Origin of the sequence: Bifidobacterium sp. ESL0682, from assembly GCF_029392815.1 — a bacterium.
Taxonomy (GTDB): domain Bacteria; phylum Actinomycetota; class Actinomycetes; order Actinomycetales; family Bifidobacteriaceae; genus Bifidobacterium.
Genome location: NZ_CP113942.1, coordinates 1,339,684 through 1,362,686, shown reverse-complemented (window position 1 = coordinate 1,362,686; position 23,003 = coordinate 1,339,684). Strand labels below are relative to the sequence as shown.

At 56.2% G+C, this 23,003-nt stretch carries 11 protein-coding genes, 1 other RNA gene and 2 pseudogenes; 10 read left to right on the top strand and 4 right to left on the bottom strand.

Features of this window, described 5'->3' with window-relative positions; all coding sequences use genetic code 11:
* Positions 1 to 238: 238 nt before the first annotated feature.
* Complete coding sequence (gene recA, locus OZX57_RS05760) at positions 239 to 1,417, top strand: recombinase RecA (protein WP_277161772.1); 1,179 nt, start codon at positions 239 to 241, stop codon at positions 1,415 to 1,417.
* 370 nt (positions 1,418 to 1,787) lie between these two features.
* Positions 1,788 to 2,356 (top strand): annotated as a pseudogene (locus tag OZX57_RS05755) (regulatory protein RecX); the annotation flags it as partial.
* A 54-nt stretch (positions 2,357 to 2,410) separates the two neighbouring features.
* Here the strand turns inward: OZX57_RS05755 and rnpB are convergent.
* Positions 2,411 to 2,794: RNase P RNA component class A (gene rnpB, locus OZX57_RS05750), an RNA gene on the bottom strand.
* Positions 2,795 to 2,977: 183 nt separating this feature from the next.
* Here rnpB and raiA point away from each other — a divergent pair.
* Both raiA and secA read left to right on the top strand, forming a co-directional pair.
* The gene (gene raiA, locus OZX57_RS05745; RefSeq protein ID WP_277161771.1) at positions 2,978 to 3,664 is read left to right on the top strand and encodes a ribosome-associated translation inhibitor RaiA; all 687 of its coding nucleotides are present in this window, start codon (positions 2,978 to 2,980) and stop codon (positions 3,662 to 3,664) included.
* A gap of 263 nt (positions 3,665 to 3,927) precedes the next feature.
* Positions 3,928 to 6,852 carry a preprotein translocase subunit SecA gene (secA, locus tag OZX57_RS05740; RefSeq protein WP_277161770.1) on the top strand — a complete coding sequence of 975 codons (2,925 nt, stop codon included), beginning with the start codon at positions 3,928 to 3,930 and terminating at the stop codon, positions 6,850 to 6,852.
* Positions 6,853 to 6,955: 103 nt separating this feature from the next.
* Here secA and OZX57_RS05735 read toward each other — a convergent pair whose 3' ends face one another.
* Positions 6,956 to 7,573, bottom strand: a complete 618-nt coding sequence (locus OZX57_RS05735; protein WP_277161769.1) for a DUF308 domain-containing protein — start codon at positions 7,571 to 7,573, stop codon at positions 6,956 to 6,958.
* An 86-nt stretch (positions 7,574 to 7,659) separates the two neighbouring features.
* Here OZX57_RS05735 and OZX57_RS05730 point away from each other — a divergent pair, with 86 nt between their 5' ends.
* A complete protein-coding gene (locus OZX57_RS05730; RefSeq protein WP_277162956.1) occupies positions 7,660 to 8,364 on the top strand; it encodes a lysophospholipid acyltransferase family protein in 705 nt (234 codons plus the stop codon).
* Between the two features lie 129 nt (positions 8,365 to 8,493).
* On the opposite strand, the gene OZX57_RS05725 is transcribed toward OZX57_RS05730, so the two are convergent.
* Positions 8,494 to 10,863: a Stk1 family PASTA domain-containing Ser/Thr kinase gene (locus OZX57_RS05725; protein ID WP_277161768.1), complete on the bottom strand. Its 2,370-nt coding sequence runs from the start codon at positions 10,861 to 10,863 to the stop codon at positions 8,494 to 8,496.
* Between the two features lie 159 nt (positions 10,864 to 11,022).
* Positions 11,023 to 12,105, bottom strand: coding sequence for a polyprenyl synthetase family protein (locus OZX57_RS05720; protein ID WP_277162955.1), 1,083 nt, complete (start codon positions 12,103 to 12,105; stop codon positions 11,023 to 11,025).
* Positions 12,106 to 12,690: 585 nt separating this feature from the next.
* On the opposite strand from OZX57_RS05720, the gene OZX57_RS05715 reads away from it, so the two are divergent.
* The 5 genes and pseudogenes from OZX57_RS05715 to OZX57_RS05695 all read left to right on the top strand — a co-directional run.
* Entirely contained in the window at positions 12,691 to 13,233 is a 543-nt protein-coding gene (locus tag OZX57_RS05715) for a hypothetical protein (RefSeq protein WP_277161767.1), read from the top strand.
* 225 nt (positions 13,234 to 13,458) lie between these two features.
* Positions 13,459 to 14,934, top strand: a complete 1,476-nt coding sequence (locus tag OZX57_RS05710) for an RNA polymerase sigma factor (protein ID WP_277161766.1) — start codon at positions 13,459 to 13,461, stop codon at positions 14,932 to 14,934.
* 247 nt (positions 14,935 to 15,181) lie between these two features.
* The gene (locus OZX57_RS05705; RefSeq protein WP_277161765.1) at positions 15,182 to 17,704 is read left to right on the top strand and encodes a toprim domain-containing protein; all 2,523 of its coding nucleotides are present in this window, start codon (positions 15,182 to 15,184) and stop codon (positions 17,702 to 17,704) included.
* 274 nt (positions 17,705 to 17,978) lie between these two features.
* Positions 17,979 to 19,217 carry an MFS transporter gene (locus tag OZX57_RS05700; protein WP_277161764.1) on the top strand — a complete coding sequence of 413 codons (1,239 nt, stop codon included), beginning with the start codon at positions 17,979 to 17,981 and terminating at the stop codon, positions 19,215 to 19,217.
* A gap of 43 nt (positions 19,218 to 19,260) precedes the next feature.
* A pseudogene (locus OZX57_RS05695) lies at positions 19,261 to 22,842 on the top strand (DEAD/DEAH box helicase); the annotation flags it as partial.
* Positions 22,843 to 23,003: the final 161 nt, after the last annotated feature.

Genomic DNA, 23,003 nt, shown 5'->3' with positions numbered 1-23,003 from the left:
GCGTAATGGAGGTTTTCTGCTGAAGGTTATCTCGGCGCGTCATTCGAACAAATGTTCGTATGTTGTTCTATGATTATGTTGAAAGCAGGAACGAATAAACGGGGTTTGGGTCTCAAAAGCCCGGAAAACCATGGCGTGTCGAAAAGGCAAGCGTTCGACCACATAACCCTGTTCGGCTTGCGCAAGTGACGGATTGCTCCGTACTCTGGTAGTGCAGGAGCGAACGTAAAGGAGAACGATGGCACAGCAATCAAAAACGACGAAAGGCGCCAAGGCCAAGAACGCCCAGACCGAGTCTGGTAGCGGGAATGGCATCGATCCGCGCAAGCAGGCGGCGCTCGACACCGCACTGAAGCAGGTCGAAAAGGACTTCGGCAAGGGATCGGCCATGAGGCTTGGCGACAAGCCTGTGCAGAATGTTGAGGTCATCCCCACGGGCTCTCTGGCTCTTGATATGGCGTTGGGCATTGGTGGCCTTCCGCGCGGCAGAATCGTCGAGATCTACGGACCTGAGTCTTCCGGCAAGACCACGTTGGCGCTGCACGCTGTGGCCAACGCGCAGAAGAACGGTGGTGTCGCGGCATATATCGACGCCGAACACGCGCTCGATCCGGTCTATGCCAAGAAGCTAGGCGTCGATACAGATTCCCTGATTATCTCCCAGCCGGATAACGGCGAGCAGGCGCTTGAAATCGCGGACATGCTGGTACGCAGCGGCGCACTTGATATCGTGGTCATCGATTCGGTGGCGGCTTTGGTGCCGAAGGCCGAAATCGAAGGCGAGATGGGCGACAGCCATGTCGGTCTGCAGGCCAGGTTGATGAGCCAGGCGTTGCGTAAGATGACCGGTGCATTGGCCCAGTCCAACACCACCGCCATCTTCATCAACCAGTTGCGCGAGAAGATCGGTGTCTTCTTCGGCAGTCCAGAGACCACGACCGGTGGCAAGGCCCTGAAGTTCTATGCTTCCGTGCGTCTCGACATCCGTCGTATCCAGACGTTGAAGAATGGTGACGAGGCCATCGGCAATCGAACCAAGGTCAAGGTCGTCAAGAACAAGATGGCGCCGCCCTTCAAGTTTGCCGAGTTTGACATTCTCTATGGAGAGGGCATTTCCAAAGAGGGTTCGGTGCTCGATATGGCCTTGCAGAGCGATGTCGTCAAGAAGTCCGGTTCATGGTTCACCTATGAGGGAGACCAACTGGGGCAGGGGCGTGAAAACGTCCGCCAGTTCCTTAAGGATAACCCGGCACTGACCGAGGAAATTGAACGCAAGGTCAAAGTGAAGTATGGTTTGATTCCCGATGATTCCCAGCCGGCTGACGGTGGGGATGCAGATAAAGGCGAAGGCACTGACTCGGCGGCCGATGCCAATGGCGATGCCGCGCCCGCTTCTGAATCGGTGTCGAACGCCTGATTCATTGGTCTGAGACATGATCAGCGTCGAAGAGTTTCTCGAAGGTCGTCATATTCCGGTCGCGCAGCTGGATTACGACGACCCTCGGTCGCAGAATGGGCAGGCCCCTCGTCGTCTTGCCGATGCAACGCAAGATGATGAGCGCTTAGAGGACACCCCTCAAGTTCGTGAATCAACTCCTGGCTCTCAGATTGAGAGTGCAGGAACCCACGCGGAAACTGACGGGAAACGTAAGCGTGTCAAAAGGCCGAATAGAGCCCATACCCACGCCGTACCAGTGACCAGCAACTATACCAGTGGGTTTGGCGGTAGCCTTGACACTGAAGATACCGGCTCCGGCAAGCGCAAGTATCGACGGTATGGTCGAGGTAAAAGTAACAATCGTTATCGTCGATATCGCACGGGTGCACCGGTAAAACGCGTTCCTGACGATCCTGCAGATGGGGATGCGTGCCGTGAAGCGGCGCTGACGCTGTTGGATGCCACTGCACGTTCTTCCGGGGCGCTTATCAAACGGTTGATCGATAAGGGCTATGACCCTGTTGTCGCCGAAGATGTTGTGACTCGTCTGGTCGAGGTGCATCTGATCGATGACGAGGAATACGCACGTTCCGTGGTGCGCAGCTGCGCCGGACGAATGCTTGGTTTTCGCGGCACCGTCATGGAGCTGAAACGTAAAGGTGTCGATGACCACATGGCCCAGCAAGTGGCCGTGCAAGCCCGTGAACAAGGTGTGTTCGAAGATGCTGCCTGGCAGCTGGGACGCAAGGTGGCTGCGAAAACAGAAGGTCTAGAACTTGAGGTTCGTCGACGCCGTTTCTGGAGTGCCGGGGACGCAAAGGTCATGATCCGGAAACACTGAGACGTGTCGCTCACGAGTTGTTCGACAATGTTCCGGAAACGGGAAAAATAAGCCTGACTGAGTGTCGAGAGCGGTGATTTACCTTGGCGACTATATGGTTATTTCTTCTGTGAAATCTGTCGTTTAAAAGTGAAGTGAGACCTCGTATACCCCGGGTTCTGTCGCGCGTTGCCACGCGGATGGCCATCCATCTCGACCTGACGTTGCCGCCAGGCTCCAGCAGCCTACCCGAAGGCCGGACGAGCAGCCCGTGTCGAAACTGAAAAATCCGACGTGCCTTCTGCTTGGCCTTGCTCCCGATGAGGCTTGCCAGCGGCCAACTGTTACCAGTGGCCCGGTGGTCTCTTACACCGCCGTTTCACCCTTACCCGATTGCTCGGGCGGTTTGTTTTCTGTTGCGCTTGCTCTCAGGTCGCCCTGGGCGGACGTTATCCGCCATCGTGCTCTATGGAGCCCGGAAGTTCCTCAGCCGACTCGGACGAGCCGAATGCGGCCGCAGCCATCAAGAGGTCTCACAAGAAATCAATTATAGCAAAACGCGCATGCTCGGCGTTGCGACCATGCGAATGGCGTATTTTTCGGGGAATACTCAGCTAGTCCCAAGGTATGACGCTAAACTGGAACTAGCAGCGCGGCAGTAATGGCGCTGCTGGTACGCAGGCGGATTTAACCCCGTCGAACCTAGTAGGAGGTCGACCATGGATATTGTCGTCACAGGACGTCACATGCAAGTCAATCAGAAGTTCCGCGATGTTGTGGATACCAAGATGAATCGCGTCACGTCCATCGCTCCGGACACTGCACGCGTTCAGATTGTGGTGTCACGCGAAGGCAACCCGCGCCAGGCCGATACCGCCAAACGAGTCGAGATCACCATTGAGGCCGGAGCAACCGTGGTACGCGCCGAAGCCTCGAGTTCCGACGAGTATAGCGCTCTCGATATCGCGTTGGACAAGCTGACCTTGCGTCTGCGCCGTGTGCGCGATCGCCGCAAGAGCCATCGTCCGACTCGCAAGGAGCAGAAGGTCGTCGATATGGGCGTGGTGCCCATTGACGAGCCGATTAATCCTGAGCCTACGGAGCTTCAGGAGCCCGAAGACGTGGAGCATCCGTTGTCCACCGATCTCGGCCCCGGCGAAAGCGTTGAGGTGCAGGTTGGAGACACCCCTATCGTCATTCGTCGCAAGCTGCATATCGCCGAACCGATGACCATTGATGAAGCGCTGTATGAGATGGAACTCATCGGCCATGATTTCTTCCTGTTCGTCAACAGTGAGACGCATCGCCCGTCCGTAGTCTATCGTCGTCACGGCTGGAGCTACGGTGTCTTTGAGATTGATACTGCAGAGAACGTTGAGAAGGCTCAGAAAGCTGCCAAGAAGTAAGCTTGTCTGGTTGTGATTGACATGCGGTTTGCCGCTAGCGGTTGGCCAAGTGTCGTCACGGCGTTGAATGTTCTTGAATGACGGCCCATCGGGAAGCTGATGGGCCGTCATTCATGTCGTCATAGAGAAAATATCACACATCGTATCATTGTGAATAAATAGTTCGGAAAATCTGCGCCGTCGCGTAAGATAAAATACAGTCTGTGCCAAGCCTCGGTTGGCTTGGTCTTGCTCGTTTATGGGAAGCGAACTAGGGAGCGAAATTGGTAGATATCGTCGACAAGGCCCTACGTATGGGTGAAGGCCATCAGCTCAAGAAGCTCGAGAATGTGGCCAAAGCGACCAACGCCCACGAAGATGAGATCGCGGCGCTGAGCGACGAGGAACTTGCCGGGCAAACCGCCAAGTTCAAGGAGCGTCTCGACAACGGCGAGGAACTGGACAAGCTCATGCCTGAGGCTTTCGCGACGGTACGCGAGGTTTCCAAGCGCACGCTTGGTCAGCGTCACTTCGACGTGCAGCTCATGGGTGGCGCGGCCCTGCATTGGGGCAACATCGCCGAGATGAAGACCGGCGAAGGCAAGACCTTGGTCGCCACCCTCCCTGCTTATCTGAATGCATTGGAAGGCAAGGGCGTTCACATCGTCACGGTCAACGACTATCTCGCCAGCTACCAGAGCGAACTGATGGGCCGTATCTTCCGCTTCCTCAAAATGAATGTCGGCTGCATTATCACCGACCAGAAGCCCGCTGAACGCCGCAAGCAGTATGAGGCGGACATCACCTACGGCACCAACAACGAGTTCGGTTTCGATTACCTGCGCGACAACATGGCGTGGGAGAAGAACGAGCTGGTGCAGCGTGGCCATCACTTTGCCATCGTCGATGAGGTCGACTCCATTCTTATCGATGAGGCGCGTACTCCTCTGATCATTTCCGGCCCCGCAGAGGGCGGTGTCACCCGCTGGTATCGTCAGTTCGCCAAGCTCGTCACCAAGCTGACGCGTGACGAGGATTATGAGGTCGACGAGAAGAAGAAGGTCGTCGGCATTCTTGACCCGGGCATCACCAAGGTTGAAGACTTCCTGGGTATCGATAATCTTTATGAGCCCAGCAACACTGCGCTGATTGGTTACCTTAACAACGCCATCAAGGCCAAGGAACTCTTCCTGCGCGATAAGGACTATGTCGTCACCGGCGGCGAAGTGCTCATCGTCGACGAACACACCGGCCGTGTGCTTCCCGGCCGTCGTTACAACGAGGGCCTTCATCAGGCCATCGAGGCCAAGGAAGGTGTCGAGGTCAAGGCCGAGAACCAGACCTTCGCGACGATTACCCTGCAGAACTACTTCCGTATGTACGACAAGCTCGCAGGTATGACCGGTACGGCAGAAACCGAAGCCGCCGAGTTCATGAACACCTACAAGCTGGGCGTGCTGCCGATTCCGACCAACAAGCCGATGGTCCGCAAGGACAACGACGATCTGATCTATCGCACCAAGAAGGAAAAGCTCACCGCCATCATCAAGGATGTTGCCAAGCGCTACAAGAAAGGTCAGCCGGTCCTGCTCGGTACAGCTTCCGTCGAATCCTCCGAGGTCGTTTCCTCGCTGCTTGATGTGGCAGGCATTCCTCATCAGGTCCTGAACGCGAAACATCACGAGAAGGAAGCGGCGGTCGTCGCCGTTGCAGGCCGTAAGGGCGCCGTCACTGTGGCGACCAACATGGCCGGCCGTGGTACCGACATCATGCTCGGCGGCAACGTCGAGTTCCTTGCCGATCAGAAGCTCAAGAGCGAGGGCTATTCTCCGGATGACACTCCCGAAGAGTACGAGAAGCGTTGGCCCGGCACCTTGGCCGAGATGAAGGATCAGGCCAAGGACGAGCATGAGGAAGTCACCAAGCTCGGCGGTCTGTATGTGCTCGGCACCGAACGCCACGAATCCCGTCGTATCGACAACCAGCTGCGCGGCCGTTCCGGTCGTCAGGGCGATCCGGGCGAATCCCGCTTCTATCTGAGCCTTGAAGACGATTTGATGCGTCTCTTCAACACCCAGCTCGTTGCGCGCGTAATGGCCAAGGGCCTGCCTGAAGGCGAACCCATCGAGTCCAAGAGCGTTTCCAAGGGTGTGCGCACCGCACAGAAGTCCGTGGAATCCCGCAACTTCGAAATGCGTAAGAACGTCCTCAAATATGATGACGTGATGAACAAGCAGCGCAAGGTGATCTATGCCGAGCGTCAGGCTGTATTGCGTGGCATCGATATTCACGACGACATTCTGCGTTTCATCAATGAGACGATCGAAAGCTATATCAAGGGTGCCAACAATGGCAGCGACAAGCCTGATGAATGGGATTGGGACGGTCTGTTCAGCGCATTGAAGACGGTCTATCCGATTGCCGTTGAAGAGGATGAAGCCAAGCAGAAGGCAGAAGGTCTCAAGGGCGAAAAGGCCGTCAACGCGGTCAAGGAATTTATCGTCGAAGACGCCATGAAGCAATACGACGGCTACGAGGACAAGATTGGCTCTGACGGACTGCGCCAGCTCGAACGTCGTGTTGTGCTCGCGGTGCTCGACAAGAAGTGGCGTGAACACCTCTACGAGATGGATTACCTCAAGGATGGTATCGGCCTGCGTGGTATGGGTCAGCGTGATCCGCTGGTTGAATATCAGCGCGAAGGCTTCCAAATGTACAACAAGATGATTGACGCCATCAAGGAAGAAAGCATTCAGTTGCTCTTCCATGTTGACATCGATCAGGTTGCCAAGACCGAAGACATTGAAGCCCAGAACGCAGATGCCGAATCTTCTGCCGAGGATGAGGCCGTTGATATGGCCGCTGAAGCCGCTGGCCTCGATTCGATGGATAATGGTGAAGCGGATGCCGAGGCCACGGTTGCCTCCGCACCGGCCGATCCCGATGCCACCGATGAGGACGCCGAGGAAGCGGACATCGCCGAAACGGAAGAAAGCGAGAAAGGCAACCCCGAGCCCAGCATCGTCGGCCCGGAGCCTTCAAGCCACGCCGAAGGCAAGGTACCAGCCAACAAGCGTCCGAAGGCCGAAGAGCTCAAGAGCCCGTGGTCTGATGGCAGGACGTTCCCGGGCACTAAAAAGAACGATCCGTGCCCCTGCGGTTCGGGACGCAAGTACAAGATGTGCCACGGGCAGAACGAAGAGAAGTGAAGCTTGTGTTGATTATCCGGTAACTCAATGTTGCCGGATATGAAAGACGGTGACTGACATTGTGTATGTCAGCCACCGTCTTGTTTTGTTTTAAGAAGGTATTTCAGACCCTGGATCCATCATCAAAATAGTCCATCCGTGTCTGACTGTGTCCCTTATGCACACTGAGCAGCCCCACGCCTCCGATCAGAGCGCATAAGCCGAACACAAGACCCATGATGGTGGCGAATCTCGGGAAGAAGACCAGAGCGATCAGCCCGGCGATGCCGACAATCAGCAACCCCCAGAAAACGACCTTTACCGGGTCAAAGTGGCCGAGATCGGGGTTCGGAGGTGTGAAGTCATCGAAACTGTCCATCACATCATCGGCGTCAAGCCAGCTGGAACCTACGAAATCACGCGGGCCGTGCGGTTTGGAAGAAGAAGATCCGCGTGCGAAAGAGTCGGGAGTGATATCTTCGACGGAAAGCAGTGCCTTCTTCTCCTCACGCTTGGCATGTTTCTCGAAGCGCTTGGCGTTGTGGGAACTGCTGATATCGCTCAAATCGTCGGCATGTTCGGCTTCAAATTGCTTCCACATGTCATCGGTGTTCCCACCGTTTGTATTATTCATGATCGCACTGGTCTCGGTGGCATCATCGTGATGATCAACTGGTGTCGCGTTCGAATCGGCGTCACCATGGTTATCGTCAGCGTTGTTGCTATCCTTGAGACTAGTCATACCGACCACTTTAACCCAGTGGTCGGCCAATTGATGTGGAATATGCACGCCTGTGAGATGCGTGTGCCATGAGGAGGGAAGAGTTCGTGCTCTATTGGTTCTTTGTCCGTGGACTTGGTCCGCTCGCGCGTTGGCGCATGCATCCCCAGGGTATCGGTGTGGAGAACATTCCCAAGACCGGCGGCGGCATCATCGCCTCGAACCATCTGGCGGTCATCGATGATGCGCTTATTCCGCTCACCAGCCCGCGCATGATTCATTTCATGGGCAAGGCCGAGTATTTTGAAGGCAAAGGCATCAAGGGCAAGTTCATCAAATGGTGGTTCACCTCGGTCGGTGTGTTCCCGGTGGATCGCTCCGGTGGCTCGAAATCGCTCGGTGCGCTTGCCCATGCGCGCCAGATTATCGAAGACGGACACCTTTTCGGCATCCACGTGGAAGGCACGCGTAGCCCCGATGGCAGGCTTTATCGCGGTCATACCGGTGTGGCGAAGTTGGCGTTGGAAACCGGTTGTCCTATCATTCCCACGGCTGTGGTCGGCAGCAGACAGGTACAGATGCCTGGTCAGATTATCCCGAGTTCTGGCCATACCAAGGTCATCTACGGCAAACCGATTTCAGTGCGCAAAGTCGATCCGGATACCATCACGCATGAAGAGTTACGTGATCTGACAGATCGTGTCATGGCTGAAATTGCCAAGCTCAGCGGGCAGGAATACGTGGATGAATATGCCCAGAAGGTCAAAGCGGAGATGAACAAGGCGAAGCAGGCCAAACAGATCGGGCAGTGAAACAGATTGCTTTGACCATGTGATGATGAAAATAATCATTGCAAGTACGGGTTGAAGCGTTCCAAATCCGTGATGCTGAAAGTAATGGCGCCGGTTAAAGACTCAATAGGTCTTAAGGCTGAGCGATTGCTAAACCACGGTAATCGTGATGACGGTGGGATTGCCATCGTCGCCGCGTACGCGAACCTGGGCTCCGGGATCGGGGGACTGGAAGCGGACCTGGTGGGTGATGTCGCCGAGGGGCGCTGAGACCTTGACTGTGAGGCCCAGATCTTCCAAAATCTTCTGTGCATCGTCCTTGTTTTTGCCCCGCACATCGGGAATGGTCACCGTTTCCGGCCCTTTGGAGACCACAACGTCGACCTTGTCGCCCCAGTGCAGTTGCGTGCCTGGCTTGATGGAAGTGGAGACGATGGAACCGGCGGGCACCGAATCGTTGAACTGCTCTCTGTAGTTCGGCTTCAGTTTCGCATCGTCGAACGCGGCTTGTGCGTCATCCTTCGAACGACCTGTCACGTCGGGCATGCTCACGGGCATGGGTCCTTTGGAAAGGACCACCGTTATTTTGCTGTTGTGGGCGATGGTTGTTCCGGGCTTGGGGGATACGGATTTTGCCGCACCTTCGGGAAGGTCTTCGGAGTATTCGTCCGTGCTCTGCTCATGGACCACATTGGTGAAACCAGCCTGGGAGAGTGCTTCCAGCGGCTTTTGGCCATCTGTGCTCGACGGGTCGAGAATATCTTCGGGAATGGTGATATGGCGGACGCCCTTGGAAATGACCACCTTGAGTTTTGCATCGGTGCGTTTGCTCACCTTGCCGCCCACGTTGCCAGGGTCGGTGGAAATGACCTTGCCTTTAGCCGTTTTGTCACTGAACTGTTCTGAAGTCTCATAGGGGATGCCGGCGATCTTGAGTGTGCTTTCGTACGGTTTCCACTTGACATCGGTGATGCGGCAGGTCGTGTTTTGCGCGCAATTCAGATCTTCGGGCTTGGGCAGGCTGTAGTAGCTGCCGGGGCCGAGGAAATACCACCATGCCACGCCGGCGGCGCCGAGTATCGCCAGAAGAATGAGAATGATGGTCATGATGATTACCGGTTTACGCAGTTTCGAGGGTTTGCCGGATTTTGATGTGGCGGCGGTGTTGTCCAGTGCCACAGATTCTTGTTGAGCCGTCACCGGGACGTCCATTAGACCTATCGACATGGTCGGGTTGTTCGCTGCGGCAGTGCCGTCGTTGGCCAAGGTACGCCCGTCGATTGCTTGTGTGGCAGCGTTTGGCGCTGATTGCCGCTCATAAAAGTCGGATGGCATGTCTTTTATCGCTGAGGGCGCCTGTGATTGAGGGGTCGTATTCTGCGCGATCGATGGAGCCTCTGATTGGGAGGGCATGTCCTGCGTTGTCGGAGAAGCCGATGACGGTGAAGATGCCTTTTGCGCCGTTGAAGCGGCAGACGGTAGAGGAGACATCGGAGATGTGGGTGAAACCGACTGCACTGCGGGAGCGGCGGCAGCCTCGTCAGGAACTTCGGCAACTGTGGCAGGAGGTATCGGCGGGGCCGTGCCGACAAGTGGCGTAGTGGTCCCTTTTCCGTCGGCTTCACGGCTGTCAGCTGACACGACATAACGGTATTGCCATCCGTCAACGCCAATCTTTGAACTGAGCGTCTTCAGTTCTTGCAAGGCCTCTGTGGCATCAGCTGGTCGAGCCTCGACCATTCGGGCCGTCAGGTGGCTGATGAATGCCGAAATCGAGGGGTCTATGCCCGGGCAGACAGTGTCCAGTGCGGGTACGTCCTCATGGACGTGTTTGAACACCATCGTCACAGGGTTATCGGAGGTGAAAGGTACGCGTCCGGCCAGCATCTCCCAAGCCATGATACCTACGGAATAGAGATCGCCTTGTGGAGTGGCGAGATTGTTCTCGATCATCTCTGGTGCCAGATAAGCCGCCGTGCCGAGTAGCATACCGGTGGTTGAAAGCGTTGCTTCGCTCATTGCCTTGGCAAGTCCGAAATCGGTGATCTGTACCCGTCCACGGTCGTTCAACAGGATGTTCTCGGGCTTGATGTCGCGATGGACCACCCCGGCTCGATGGGCGCTGGCCAGACCGTCGAGCGTCTGGGAGATGATACGCACCGTCTCGTGGACGCTGAAAGTGCCGCGCTCATTCATCTCGTGGCGCAGATTGACGCCGTGCACGTATTCCATCACCAGATAGTCGCGTCCGCCGGCTGTACCGGAATCGTAGACCTGTACGATATGCGGGTTACTGATGGCCGCTGCGCTGCGGGCCTCACGGTGGAAACGGGCCACGAACTGGTCGCGGTGTGGGCCTTGCGCCAGCTGCGTGTGCATCACCTTGATGGCGACGACGCGTTCAAGCCGTTCGTCCTTCGCCTTGTAGACCGTGGCCATGCCGCCGTCCGCAATCGGCCCCAAGACGCGGTAACGTCCATCGATCAGCTGGGTTTGCGGCTCCTGCTCGGCTTCGCTCATGGCTTGGTTGCTGTTCCTTGGCTCGAATGGTGAATACGGATTATTTCAATATTACATGCGCCAAGGTACTGAGCCGACAACGTTTTTCTTGTCTTTGCGATTTTGCCTATGAAACGATGAAATATAGCATCTTGTGCTTTGCTGTCGGGAAATGAAGACCTATTGGAAATCTTTGGGAATGAAATGGGAGCAGGCGTCCTGTAAGATCCTCTGGTTTTCGGTATCCAAATCCGTCCAGTTGATGGCCGTTTGCACTTCCTGCCAAAGCTGGTCGATGCGCTGTTTAGAAGTTTCGATGGCACCGGTGACGGCAAACAGATTCAGTGCCGTGCGCACATCTGCGTTGTCTCGTTGCTGGTGGGTGTAGATATTAATTAGGGTTTTCTTTTCACTGTCATCCGACGCGAGCAAGGCGTCGGCCAGCAATACCGTGCGTTTGCCCTCACGAATATCGCCTCCTACGGGCTTGCCGGTGTTTTCCGTCGTGCCAACAACATCGATGAGGTCATCGGCCAGCTGGAACGCCAAACCCAGTGGCAGACCGATGGAACGTGCTGTCTCGCGTGCTGTCTCCGGGGACATTCCTGCCGCGCACAGGCCCAGCTGCAACGGTGCGATGGTGGTGTAACTGGCCGTTTTCCAAGCAAAGACGTTGAGTGAGGCGTCGATCAGCTCGTCCGGTTTTCTCAAGCTGATGGTCTCGGCCCCCAAATCCATGCTCTGGCCGATTTCCACGGCTCGCTGCATCTCAAGGAAGGTGTGCAGATTGGCTTGCGAGTGGTGCAGGGCATCGTTTTCAAGGGCATTTGCCGCGATGTCGACTGAGGCTGTGGCCAGCATGTTGCCGAGCATAAGTGCCAGCCCGGTTCCTGAATTGCTTGGCCCGCCGGCTTGAGACAGGGCGATGTGGGCGCTCGCGTGCCCGCGGCGCAGGGGTGAATCATCGATGATGTCGTCGTGGATGAGCGCGCTGGTCTGATAGATTTCGATGGCGCAGGCGAGGTCGAGCATAGGGGAGAGGTCGTGGTTGCATTCAGTGCCATATGCCTTGAAAGCAGCCAAGGCGAGCAGGGCACGCAACCGTTTTCCGCCCCGGTTTGCAGCCGCTCCTTCGTCGATGACCGCCTGCAATGTCGGCTGTAAGCTTGCGGCGATATCGTCCCCGTCATGGCATTGCATCCACTTGTCGGTCAGTTCTGCGATGCGTTGATCGATGACACGGCTATCCACACTTGTCTGCATATTGCCCAAGATTATCCACATCGCCATACTTGGCTATTCACATTGTTGTTTTGGTGTAGAAAATGGCGAATTTCCAACGTTAAGAAGCCTTCGACCACAGTGGCCGAAAATCACGCGGAAATGTTGAGAAGTATGACATAGTGAATTGAACAAGATGCCTTCGCACATTTCTTTTCCAGGATCGGATAGGTGCGGAGCACCAACCATCAAGGAGCGATTATGACGCAACTAACATCGAAGTTTGCCGAGGACGAAACGGAGACAAGAGTTTCGGCTCAAAGGTCTTCAGCCAGTAGAAGGCGTGGCGATAAAGGCAGAAGAAGGGCCGAGGCGGAAAGACAGGATTCAGCCGAAAATAGGTATGGCCGCAAAACAAGGAAACGTCCAACTTCTCAAGCATGTACGGGTTCACATGCTTGCCGTCCGCCTTGCAATCGGCCGGCAAATCGTTCTCGTGGCGCGTCTGGGGAGCGAGGTGCCCCTTTTGATTTTGATGAAGGCAAGGCAAAAGCTGCTGATGAATCGCAAAGGCCGCACGATGATGACCGGTTGGAAGTTTTGTCCCGTCGATTGCAGCATTGCAAGATGGAACGGGGCATCGCCAAGGCCAACCGAGATTGGCTTGATGCTCCCTTCGACGAATGGAACGGCAATCTCGATGGCCGCGTGCATCGCATGTCGCAGGAGCATGCGCAGGAGCTATGCGTGGCGATGGCGGATATGCTTTCCGCGCGTGATGCCCTGATCATGTCGCTGGTGTCCGGAGCGCCGACCGTGGTCGATACCAAAGCCATGCTTGATCTGGCCTCAAGTCCCCACGATCCGGCCAATGTCATCCATCTGTACCGGCTGCTTGACCGTGCCTTCAACGACGCCGACTGTTTGCCTGATCGTGAGCGTTGCGTATGCGGCATTGACATGCTTGAGAGCATGGCCGACCAGGTATCGGGCCGTTTCGAAGTGCAGCCTCTCACCGTGGCAGCATACGGTTCCTGGTGGCTTGGCAGCGATGACGCGCTTGATTACGCGAAGCGCGCGTTGGAGCTTGACAGTCAATGCACGCTGGCGCGTATCGTGGCTTCGGCTGTGGCTCAGGAACTGAGGCCGGCTTGGCGGCTGAAATGCTGACATAGTGACGAAAATGGATTTTTGAAACTGCTCCGGGTGGACTTGATTGAACCCTTTTACGGTGAATAAGACATTCTGTTATTTTTTGACGAAGCGATTTGCCGGAATCGGGAATAATCGTCCTTATGAGATGGTTGACTCTTATAGTCACAAAATTTGTAATATGGCGTATTCGCGTCGTTTTTGGATGCGTGGAATAATCGGATTTACTTGAGGAGGACAAGTTTGGCCAAGAAGGAACAGACAACAACCGCACAGGCTAAGCAGAGCGAGGATAGCGAAGTCACTCGCGCGTCGGAGTCAAGCCGTTCGTCTTCCTCATCGTCATCAGCCAAAAAGTCGACCAAAACGACGAAGGCCAAGAAGACCGCCGCCTCAACAAGCGCTTCCAAGAAGACGGCCAAGAGGAACAGTACCGGTCGTTCCGCCAAAACTGCTACGAAGAATTCTCGTAAGAAGCCCAAAGAGTCTGAAATCGAAAATCAGAAGGCTGAGGACATCGTCGATGACGATGAGTTCCAGGAAGAGGACATGGAGGATGTCGGCGAAGTCGACGAGAACGAGGATTTCGACGACCTTACAGATGATTCCTCGACATTGCCCGATGATGACGATGAGGATTCCGAACCGGAGGATGATGACGACGATGAGGACGATGCCGCTTCGCATCGCCGCGCCGCCGAACTGCCGAAGGCCAAGGGCGCGTTCGTTGTCAGCAACAATGATGACGATGATGACAATCTGACTCCTTCCGGCAATCCGAAACGCCGTGTGGTCGCCGCCGGTGCGACAGCCGATCCTGTCAAGGATTATCTGAAGCAGATCGGCCGCGTAAGCCTGTTGAACGCCGAGCAGGAAGTCGACCTTTCCGAGCGTATTGAGGCTGGTCTTTACGCCCAGCACTTGCTCGACACCGAGTCCGAAGGCATGGACTTCAAGCGCAAGCGCGAGCTCAAGTGGGCGGCAAACGATGGCAAGAAGGCTAAGGACCACCTGCTGGAAGCTAACCTTCGTCTGGTCGTTTCGCTGGCCAAGCGCTACACCGGCCGCGGCATGCTCTTCCTCGATCTGATTCAGGAAGGCAACCTGGGCCTTATTCGCGCCGTCGAGAAGTTCGACTGGAAGAAGGGCTTCAAGTTCTCCACGTACGCTACCTGGTGGATTCGTCAGGCCATTACCCGAGCCATGGCTGACCAGGCCCGTACGATTCGCGTGCCCGTCCATATGGTCGAAGTCATCAACAAGCTTTCCCGCGTTCAGCGCCAGATGCTGCAGGATTTGGGTCGTGAGCCTACTCCTGACGAGCTGGCCCGCGAGCTCGATATGCCTGTCGAGAAGGTTCAGGAAGTGCAGAAGTACGGTCGTGAGCCGATTTCACTGCACACCCCGCTTGGTGAAGATGGCGATTCTGAGTTCGGCGATTTGATTGAAGACACCGACGCGATTGCACCTTCCGAAGCCGTCGCCTTCTCCCTCTTGCAGGAACAGTTCAAGCAGGTGTTGGAGACGCTTTCGCCTCGAGAAGCCGGCGTCATCAAGATGCGTTATGGTCTCGAAGACGGACAGCCCAAGACGTTGGACGATATCGGGCGCGTCTACGGTGTCACCCGTGAGCGCATTCGTCAGATCGAATCCAAGACCATGTCGAAGCTGCGCCATCCGTCTCGTTCGCAGACGCTGCGCGACTTCCTCGATCAGTGATTTTCGGTGCCCGTCGCCTTGGTGCGGCGGGTTTTCCGTATCCTCTTAAGTTTTGTAAGAACGGACTTGAACGTTTCGACCCCGCCTGGTGCGTTGAATTTGTTTTGCGTATGAAACAGGAAATCAATGTCGGCTGCTGTGATTGAGGTTTCATAGGCTTGAAGGTGCGGATTTGGCGAGGCTGTTGGGTATGGTGATAATTCGTGGCCGAAAGCCAAAAGTGTTTATAAGGTAGGTAGAGAAGCGAATGGTTGAGGAATACAGTGCCAAGAACCTGTCCGTGCTGGAAGGGCTTGACGCCGTGCGCAAACGCCCCGGCATGTACATCGGCACCACCGACAGCCAAGGGCTCATGCACTGCCTGTGGGAAATCATCGACAACTCCGTCGATGAGGCGCTCGCTGGTGCCTGCAACAAGATCGTGGTCACTCTGCACACCGATGGTTCCATCGAAGTGGCCGACAACGGCCGTGGCATCCCCGTCGATGTCGAGAAAAAGACCAAACTTACCGGCGTCGAAGTCGTGCTCACCAAACTGCATGCAGGCGCGAAATTCGGCAATTCCTCTTATGGTGCCTCCGGCGGCCTGCACGGTGTCGGCTCCTCTGTCGTCAACGCGCTGAGTTCACGCCTGGATGTCGAAGTTGACCGCAACGGTAAGACTTACCATATGGCGTTCCATCAAGGTCATCCCGGGGTCTATGACGATCCGGATGCCGAGCATCGCTCGCCGGACAACAAATTCAAGAAGACTCGCAAGAACAAGCCGACCGAGCTTGAGGTTATCGGCAAGGTGACGTCTAAGACCACCGGCACCCGTATCCGTTATTGGGCTGATCCCGAGATTTTCAACGATACTGCGCGATTCAGCTACGAGCAGTTGATAGACCGTGTGCGCCAGACCAGCTTCCTGGTACCGGGCCTCAAGATTGTGGTCATTGACGAGAACATTCCAGAGACCGGCGACGCTTCCGTGGATGACATGTTTGAGGTTGATGCGCCGCAACCGGTGCAAGAAGCCGGTACGGAATCGGAAACTGATGCCGCCAGTGTGGGGCAGGCACCCACGTTGGCTTCGGCATTCGATGAGGGTAACAATGTTCTGTCATCGCAAGCTGGCGAAAGCGCTGACAACAATGCCGATGAGACTGGCGTTGGTGAATCATCAGACGACGGTGATGCTGACAGCATCGAGGACAACGCTGGAAACGATGACAAGGAACCGTCATCCAACGATACGGAACTCGACTCCTCCGATGGAGAAGGAACGGATTCCGCAGATGACGATTCGACGAATGACGGAGCCGAAGACGAAAGCCAATCGCAGAGCGATGCCAATGCATCGTTGAATGTCGAAACCAATGGTGCTCCAGAGCGCCCGCACAAGCGCGTCGAGGAGTTCCTGCACACCGGTGGCGTCAAGGATTTTGTCGATTTCCTTTCTCATGGAGAGTCCGTCTCGAGCGTTTGGAGCATCTCCGGCGACGCCACCTATACCGAGGAAACGCAGGCGGTCGACGCCAATGGCGATTTGCATGCCGAGAAGATCAAGCGTGACTGCTCGGTCAATATCGCCTTGCGCTGGGTCAACGGCTACGACACCACCATTCGCAGCTTTGTCAACGTCGTGGAGACTCCCGGTGGCGGTATGCACGTCGACGGTTTCCTGCAAAGTATCACCAAGCAGGTGCGCAAGGCTGTTGAGGCCAACGCCCGTAAGCTCAAGGTCAATCTCAAGGACACTAAGAACAAGGTCGAGCGTGACGACATTCTTGCCGGCCTCGTCGCTGTGGTCACCGTACGTATCGCCGAACCGCAGTTCCAAGGCCAGACCAAGGACGTGCTTGGCACGGCTCCGGTGCGCCCGATCGTCTCCAAGATGACCGACAAGCAGTTTGGCGAGATGATCAACGGATCGCGCCGCGGCTTCAAGGAACAGTCCGGACGTGTACTCGAGAAGATTGTCGGCGAGATGCACGCCCGTATTCAGGCACGCAAGACCAAGGAAGTCACTCGCCGTAAGAATGCGCTCGAGTCCGCCTCCATGCCGTCCAAGCTTTCCGACTGCCAGCCGGGAAACGACGATGTGGCCGAACTGTTCATCGTCGAGGGCGATTCCGCACTCGGCACCGCCAAGGCCGCACGCAATTCCGGTTTCCAGGCGCTTCTGCCGATTCGTGGCAAGATCCTGAACGTGCAGAAGGCCAGCATGACCCAGATTCTCGCCAACAAGGAATGCTCGGCGATTATTCAGGTCATCGGCGCCGGGTCCGGTGCGAACTTCGACGTTACTCAGACCCGCTACGACAAGGTCATCATGATGACCGATGCTGATGTCGACGGCGCACATATCCGCATTCTCTTGTTGACATTGTTCTACCGGTTCATGCGTCCGCTTATTTCGCATGGCCACGTTTACGCTGCGGTGCCTCCGCTGCACCGTATCGCGCTTGCTGGTAAGCACAAGGGCGAGTTCATCTACACCTATTCCGACGATGAACTGGCCGGAAAGCTCGCTGAACTCGACGAGCAGGGCATCGCCTACAACCCTGATGTGCAGCGGTACAAGGGCTTGGGCGAGATGGATGCCGACCAGCTGGCCGACACCACCATGGACCCGCGCACGCGAATGCTACGCCGCATCTCGATGGAAGAAGCGGAGGACGCCAGCGGCATCTTCACGCTGCTCATGGGCGACGAAGTGCCGCCGCGCCGCCAGTTCATCGTCGACAACGCCGATGATTTCGACCGCACCAAGATCGACACCTGATCTCTGACGCCAACCTTGATTTTTGCCCATGCCCCTTCAACGCCGGCATGGGCAATTTTTGTATTGTTTGTTGGACCATGCGGGTTGAGATTCTGCAAATTGAGACAAATATGAATAAACCGTTTGCAAAATAGACGCCGATTTCATATCGCGAGATGAAGTCAGCGTATTGTTCGCCTCGTCCTCACGGGTGTGAGAGAATGAAAACGTTGTCTGCAATTTGCTCTCGGAGCCGTAAAGTCTGCTGCCGTCGGCATGGCACAAAGGAGCCATTGTGACCAATCTGCTGCTTGCCGTCATTTATTTGGCGTTCATCTCGCTGGGTCTTCCCGATTCGTTGCTTGGTGCCGCGTGGCCGAGTATGCGCCCGCAGATGGGGGTTCCGCTCTCATGGGTCGGTGGCATCTCGATGATTATTTCGGCCGGCACCATCGTCTCGGCCTTGCTTTCCGACCGCATGACGTTACGTTTCGGAACCGGTAAATTGACCGCCGCTTCGGTCGGCCTGACTGCGGTGGCCCTTTTCGGCTTCTCCGTGGCGCCTAATTACTGGGTGCTGGCATTGATTGCGATTCCCTACGGCCTGGGCGCTGGCGGAGTGGACGCGGCTCTCAACAATTACGTCGCCATTCACTACGCCAGCCGACACATGAGTTGGCTGCACTGCATGTGGGGCATCGGAGCCTCGGTTGGCCCCTATATCATGGGATTCGCTCTTTCCAACGGGCAGGGCTGGCCGTGGGGCTACCGCTATATTTCGATTATCCAGATCGTGCTTACGATCATCATCGTCTTCTCGCTGCCGTTGTGGAAAAATCGCGATGAGGTTTCGGATGCGGTTGATGCCGGCCACAAGGAAAGCCAGACTCCTGTAGATGAGACCGAGGCTGTTGCCGAGGCGAAAACCGAGTCCAAGCCCGTCAAACCGCTGGGCGTGCGAGGGGTACTTGCCATCCGCGGTGCCAAAGAGATTCTCGTGATGTTCTTCTGCTACTGCGCCATCGAGACCACCTCCGGACTTTGGGCCTCGAGTTACATGGTCGGCCATGACGGCATCAGCAAGGTCACCGCTGCGTCTCTGGCCAGCCTGTTCTACCTCGGTATCACCGCGGGCCGTGCGTTGAGCGGATTCATGACCATGAAGTTCGACGATCCCGCGATGATTCGTATTGGCCAAGCCGTTCTTGGCTTGGGCGTTGTCGTGATGCTCATCCCGCTTCCGGGGCATGTTGCTACCGTCGTCGGCTTGGTGCTAATCGGGCTTGGCTGTGCGCCGATTTACCCGTGCGTCATTCATTCCACTCCTGCTTATTTCGGTGTGGAGCGTTCGCAGGCGATTGTCGGAGTGCAGATGGCATGCGCCTATGCCGGTTCGATGGTCATGCCGCCGCTGTTCGGCCTTATTGCTCAGCATATCTCGATAGCGCTCTATCCGTGGTACCTGTTGGTGCTGTTGGCGCTCATGGTGGTGATGCATGAGATGTTGCGTCGCAAGGTGGGTCATAAGGCTTGATTGCTGTTCGGCAACGTCTTGAGGCATTGCGATAATCGAACATATGTACGAATGTCTGGATTTGTTTTCTTCGCCTACCAAGGCGTGGTTCAGACATGCGTTTTCTGCCCCTACTGATGCCCAGCAGGAGGCCTGGCCGCACATCAAAGCCGGAGAGAATGTCTTGGTGGTGGCCCCGACCGGTTCCGGCAAGACCTTGGCGGCGTTCCTTTCGGCTATCGACGGGTTGATGGGCGAGCAAACGGGCCAGATCAGTCAGTCTGATGATTCCGAGGATGAATCCAAATCAGGCAAGAGCGGTACGCGATCGAATCGATGTGATGGCGCGGCTAAACGAGCGACTACATCCAAAGCGACCAAGTCCGGTAAGGCAGGCAAGCCAGGTGTCAAGGTACTTTATATCTCTCCGTTGAAGGCATTGGGCGCTGATGTCGAACGTAACCTGCGGGTTCCTTTGGAAGGCATAGCCGCCGAGTGCGTTACGGAAGGTCTGCAATCGCCGGATATTGACGTGGCGATTCGTTCGGGGGATACCAGCGCCAAGGAACGGCGTCGCATCGCCTCGCACCCGCCGAATATTCTCATCACCACTCCCGAGTCGTTGTATCTGCTGTTGACTTCGAAGGCGCGGCACATCCTGAAGAACGTCGAAACCGTCATCGTCGATGAGGTTCATGCGCTCGCCGCCACCAAACGTGGGGCCCATCTGGCTTTAAGCCTTGAGCGACTTGACTTGTTGACTAAGCGAAAGGTACAACGCATCGGCCTTTCGGCTACGGTTAATCCTCCCAAGGAAGCGGCGTTCTTCTTGGGAGGCGATCAAGCGGTCACCATCGTCGATGCCACCGATCCGGTTCACATGGATTTGAAGATTGTCGAGCCCGTTGCGGATATGGGAGCGCTGGGCACATCATCCGATGATGATAACGGGTTCCACGTCGGCGGCTCGAAAGCTGGAAAATCGAAGTCGGTCGGAACCGTTAAGGGGCATAACGGTCCTCGTCATATCAGTGGGGTAAGTCCTGCTATGCGCGCCCTGGCCACAACCCGCAACGATGGCATAAACCGCGAACCGAATATTGATGAAATTTCCAAGCATTCGAGTCGGTCGGCCAAACACGGTGACTATTCCTCACCGACTTCGGCCGCCTCACATTCCATCTGGCCGGCTGTTGAGCGCAGTATTCTGGACGAGATACTGAGCCATCACAGTACGCTGGTGTTCGTCAACTCCCGAGGATTGGCTGAGCGGCTCACCGCGCGTATCAATGACCTTTACGCCGAAACCGAATGCGGTGCAAAAGTCGACAATCGTTCTTACGGCGATGGCAAACATTACGATTCCGTCGTTGGTTCCTCCACGTCTCTGGTGGGTTCACACCCGAAAAACAAGACCATCGCCATGGCACACCATGGTTCCGTCTCCAAGGAACGGCGCAAGATCATCGAGGATGATCTCAAGCATGGACGTCTGCGTTGCGTAGTCGCCACCAGCAGCCTTGAGCTCGGCATCGATATGGGTTCGGTCGAGATGGTGATTCAGGTGGCGCCGCCTCTGTCGGTCTCGTCAGGCCTGCAGCGCGTTGGCAGGGCCGACCACCGAGTCGGTGGCGTCTCGCACGCGCTGTTCTATCCGCTGACCCGTCAGGAGCTGATTACCTCCACAGCGACCGTGGAAAGCATGAGACGTAGTGAAATCGAACCGTTGGCTGTACGCCACAATCCTCTTGATATCCTGGCTCAGCAGACTGTCGCGGCAGCCGCGATGGACGACCTCAAGGTCGACGAGTGGTATGCGGCCGTCCGTCGAACGGCACCATTTGCCAAGCTTTCGCGAGATATGTTCGACAATGTCATCGGTATGCTCACCGGTGCCTATAACTCCGAGGAATTCTCGGCTTTTCGGCCACCGTTGCAACTTAATGCTGAACAGGGTATCATCTCCGCCCGTCCCGGAGCGCAACGTCTTGCCGTCACCAGTGGCGGCACCATTCCCGACCGCGGTACCTATACCGTCGTCCTGCCTGAGGCCGATGCCGGGTCTGGACGCAAGAAGGTGGGGGAGCTTGACGAGGAGATGGTCTATGAATCCCGCGTCGGCGATGTCATCACGCTTGGCACCTCGACCTGGCAGATTGACGAAATCACCAACGACCGTGTGGTGGTCACCCCGGCTCCCGGTCGCACCGCACGACTGCCGTTTTGGCATGGCGAAGGACCGGGACGCGACGCAGGATTTGGTGCCTTGTTGGGCGCGTTCGTCCGTGAGATCGGTAACGGCCTGATACCGTCGTCATCGTCGGATATGGGTATCTGGCAATCCGATAACGACAGTGCCGAACCATTTTCTACCACTGTCTCATCAAGTATCGCTAATTCCCCGGATTCCTACGATTCAAACTGTGCTGACAAGACTCATTGGAACGATAATAGAGAGCCGCATTTTGATGCCGTCACCGCGCAGCGCTTGCGTGACGATGGTTTGGACGATAACGGCTGGGCCAATCTTGCTCGTCTGCTTGCCGAACAGAAGGCTGCCACTGGCGCGTTGCCCACAGACAAGACCATCGTCATCGAACGGTGTCAGGACGAAGAAGGCGACTGGCGCATCATTCTGCATTCTCCGTATGGTCGGCGTGTGCACGAACCTTGGGCGCTTGCCATCACGAATCGGCTCAAGCGTAAATATGGTTTTGACGGACAAACCTATGCCACCGATGATGGCATAGTCGTACGGTTGCCAGAGCAGGACAGCCACGTCAGTGCCGCCGAGCTTTTCCAATTTGATGCCGACGAATTGCTGCGGGATGTGGAGGAAGAGATCGGCGACTCGGTGCTCTTCGCCACCCGATTCCGCGAGTGTGCCGCTCGTTCGCTCTACATGCCAAGAATGAATCCGGGTAAGCGGGTGCCACTGTGGCAACAGCGTTTGCGTGCTTCGGAGCTTTTGGCTGCTGCCAAAACGCAGCATAATTTCCCTCTGGTTCTGGAGACCGCCCGTGAGTGTTTGCAAGACGTCTATGATTTGCCCGCGCTGAAGCGGTTGATGACCGATATCGATGACGGCAAAATCGAAGTCAAGGATGTGGAGACGCAGAGCCCATCACCGTTCGCACAGAATTTGCTCTTTGGTTTCGTGGGCTCGGTGATGTATGAATACGACTCGCCGCAGGCCGAGCGCCGCGCCTCGTTGTTGGCGATGGATCCCGAGGTCTTGGAAGAGCTACTGGGCAGCGACCATATTGCCGACGTCCTTGATCCAAAGACCATCAAACAGATCGAGGAGGAGCTGAGCCATCGGCAGTTCTGGAATGAGCTGGAACCCGATGACGTCAATGGCAGAATGGTGCGGTTCGCCAAGACGCACGGGCCGTTCACCGCGGATCAGGCCATGAAAGAACTTGGGTTGGATGCGGCCGCGGTCGTCCATGAACTTGACGATTTGAAGGCTCGTGGCGTGCTGATGGCCGGCGAGTTTGTGCATGACTTGCCGAGCCCGCAATATCTGCACCGCGAGGTCTTCCGACGCATTCGTTCGCGCTCGCAGACGTTGACCCGCAAATCTCTGAAACCTGTAAGTTCCGAAACATATCAATCGTGGTTGCTGGTACGGCAGGGGATTGGTGCGAAAGCCAGTAGTGCAGCTTTTCGAAACGGTGTGCCAGATAACAGACCATTGGCTGGTGATGAGGATTCGACAGAAAACGAGTCCATCGAAGAGGAATTGAGAAATCCTCAAGCTGTATGGTCGCGTTTTACCGGAACGGACGGTCTGCTGCACGTCAT

Coding starts and splice junctions, on each gene's coding strand:
- OZX57_RS05715 (WP_277161767.1), top strand. CDS start 12,691: ATGGAACGGGGCATCGCCAAGGCCAACCGAGATTGGCTTGATGCTCCC.
- OZX57_RS05725 (WP_277161768.1), bottom strand. CDS start 10,863: ATGAGCGAAGCCGAGCAGGAGCCGCAAACCCAGCTGATCGATGGACGT.
- OZX57_RS05705 (WP_277161765.1), top strand. CDS start 15,182: ATGGTTGAGGAATACAGTGCCAAGAACCTGTCCGTGCTGGAAGGGCTT.
- OZX57_RS05720 (WP_277162955.1), bottom strand. CDS start 12,105: ATGCAGACAAGTGTGGATAGCCGTGTCATCGATCAACGCATCGCAGAA.
- recA (WP_277161772.1), top strand. CDS start 239: ATGGCACAGCAATCAAAAACGACGAAAGGCGCCAAGGCCAAGAACGCC.
- OZX57_RS05735 (WP_277161769.1), bottom strand. CDS start 7,573: ATGACTAGTCTCAAGGATAGCAACAACGCTGACGATAACCATGGTGAC.
- raiA (WP_277161771.1), top strand. CDS start 2,978: ATGGATATTGTCGTCACAGGACGTCACATGCAAGTCAATCAGAAGTTC.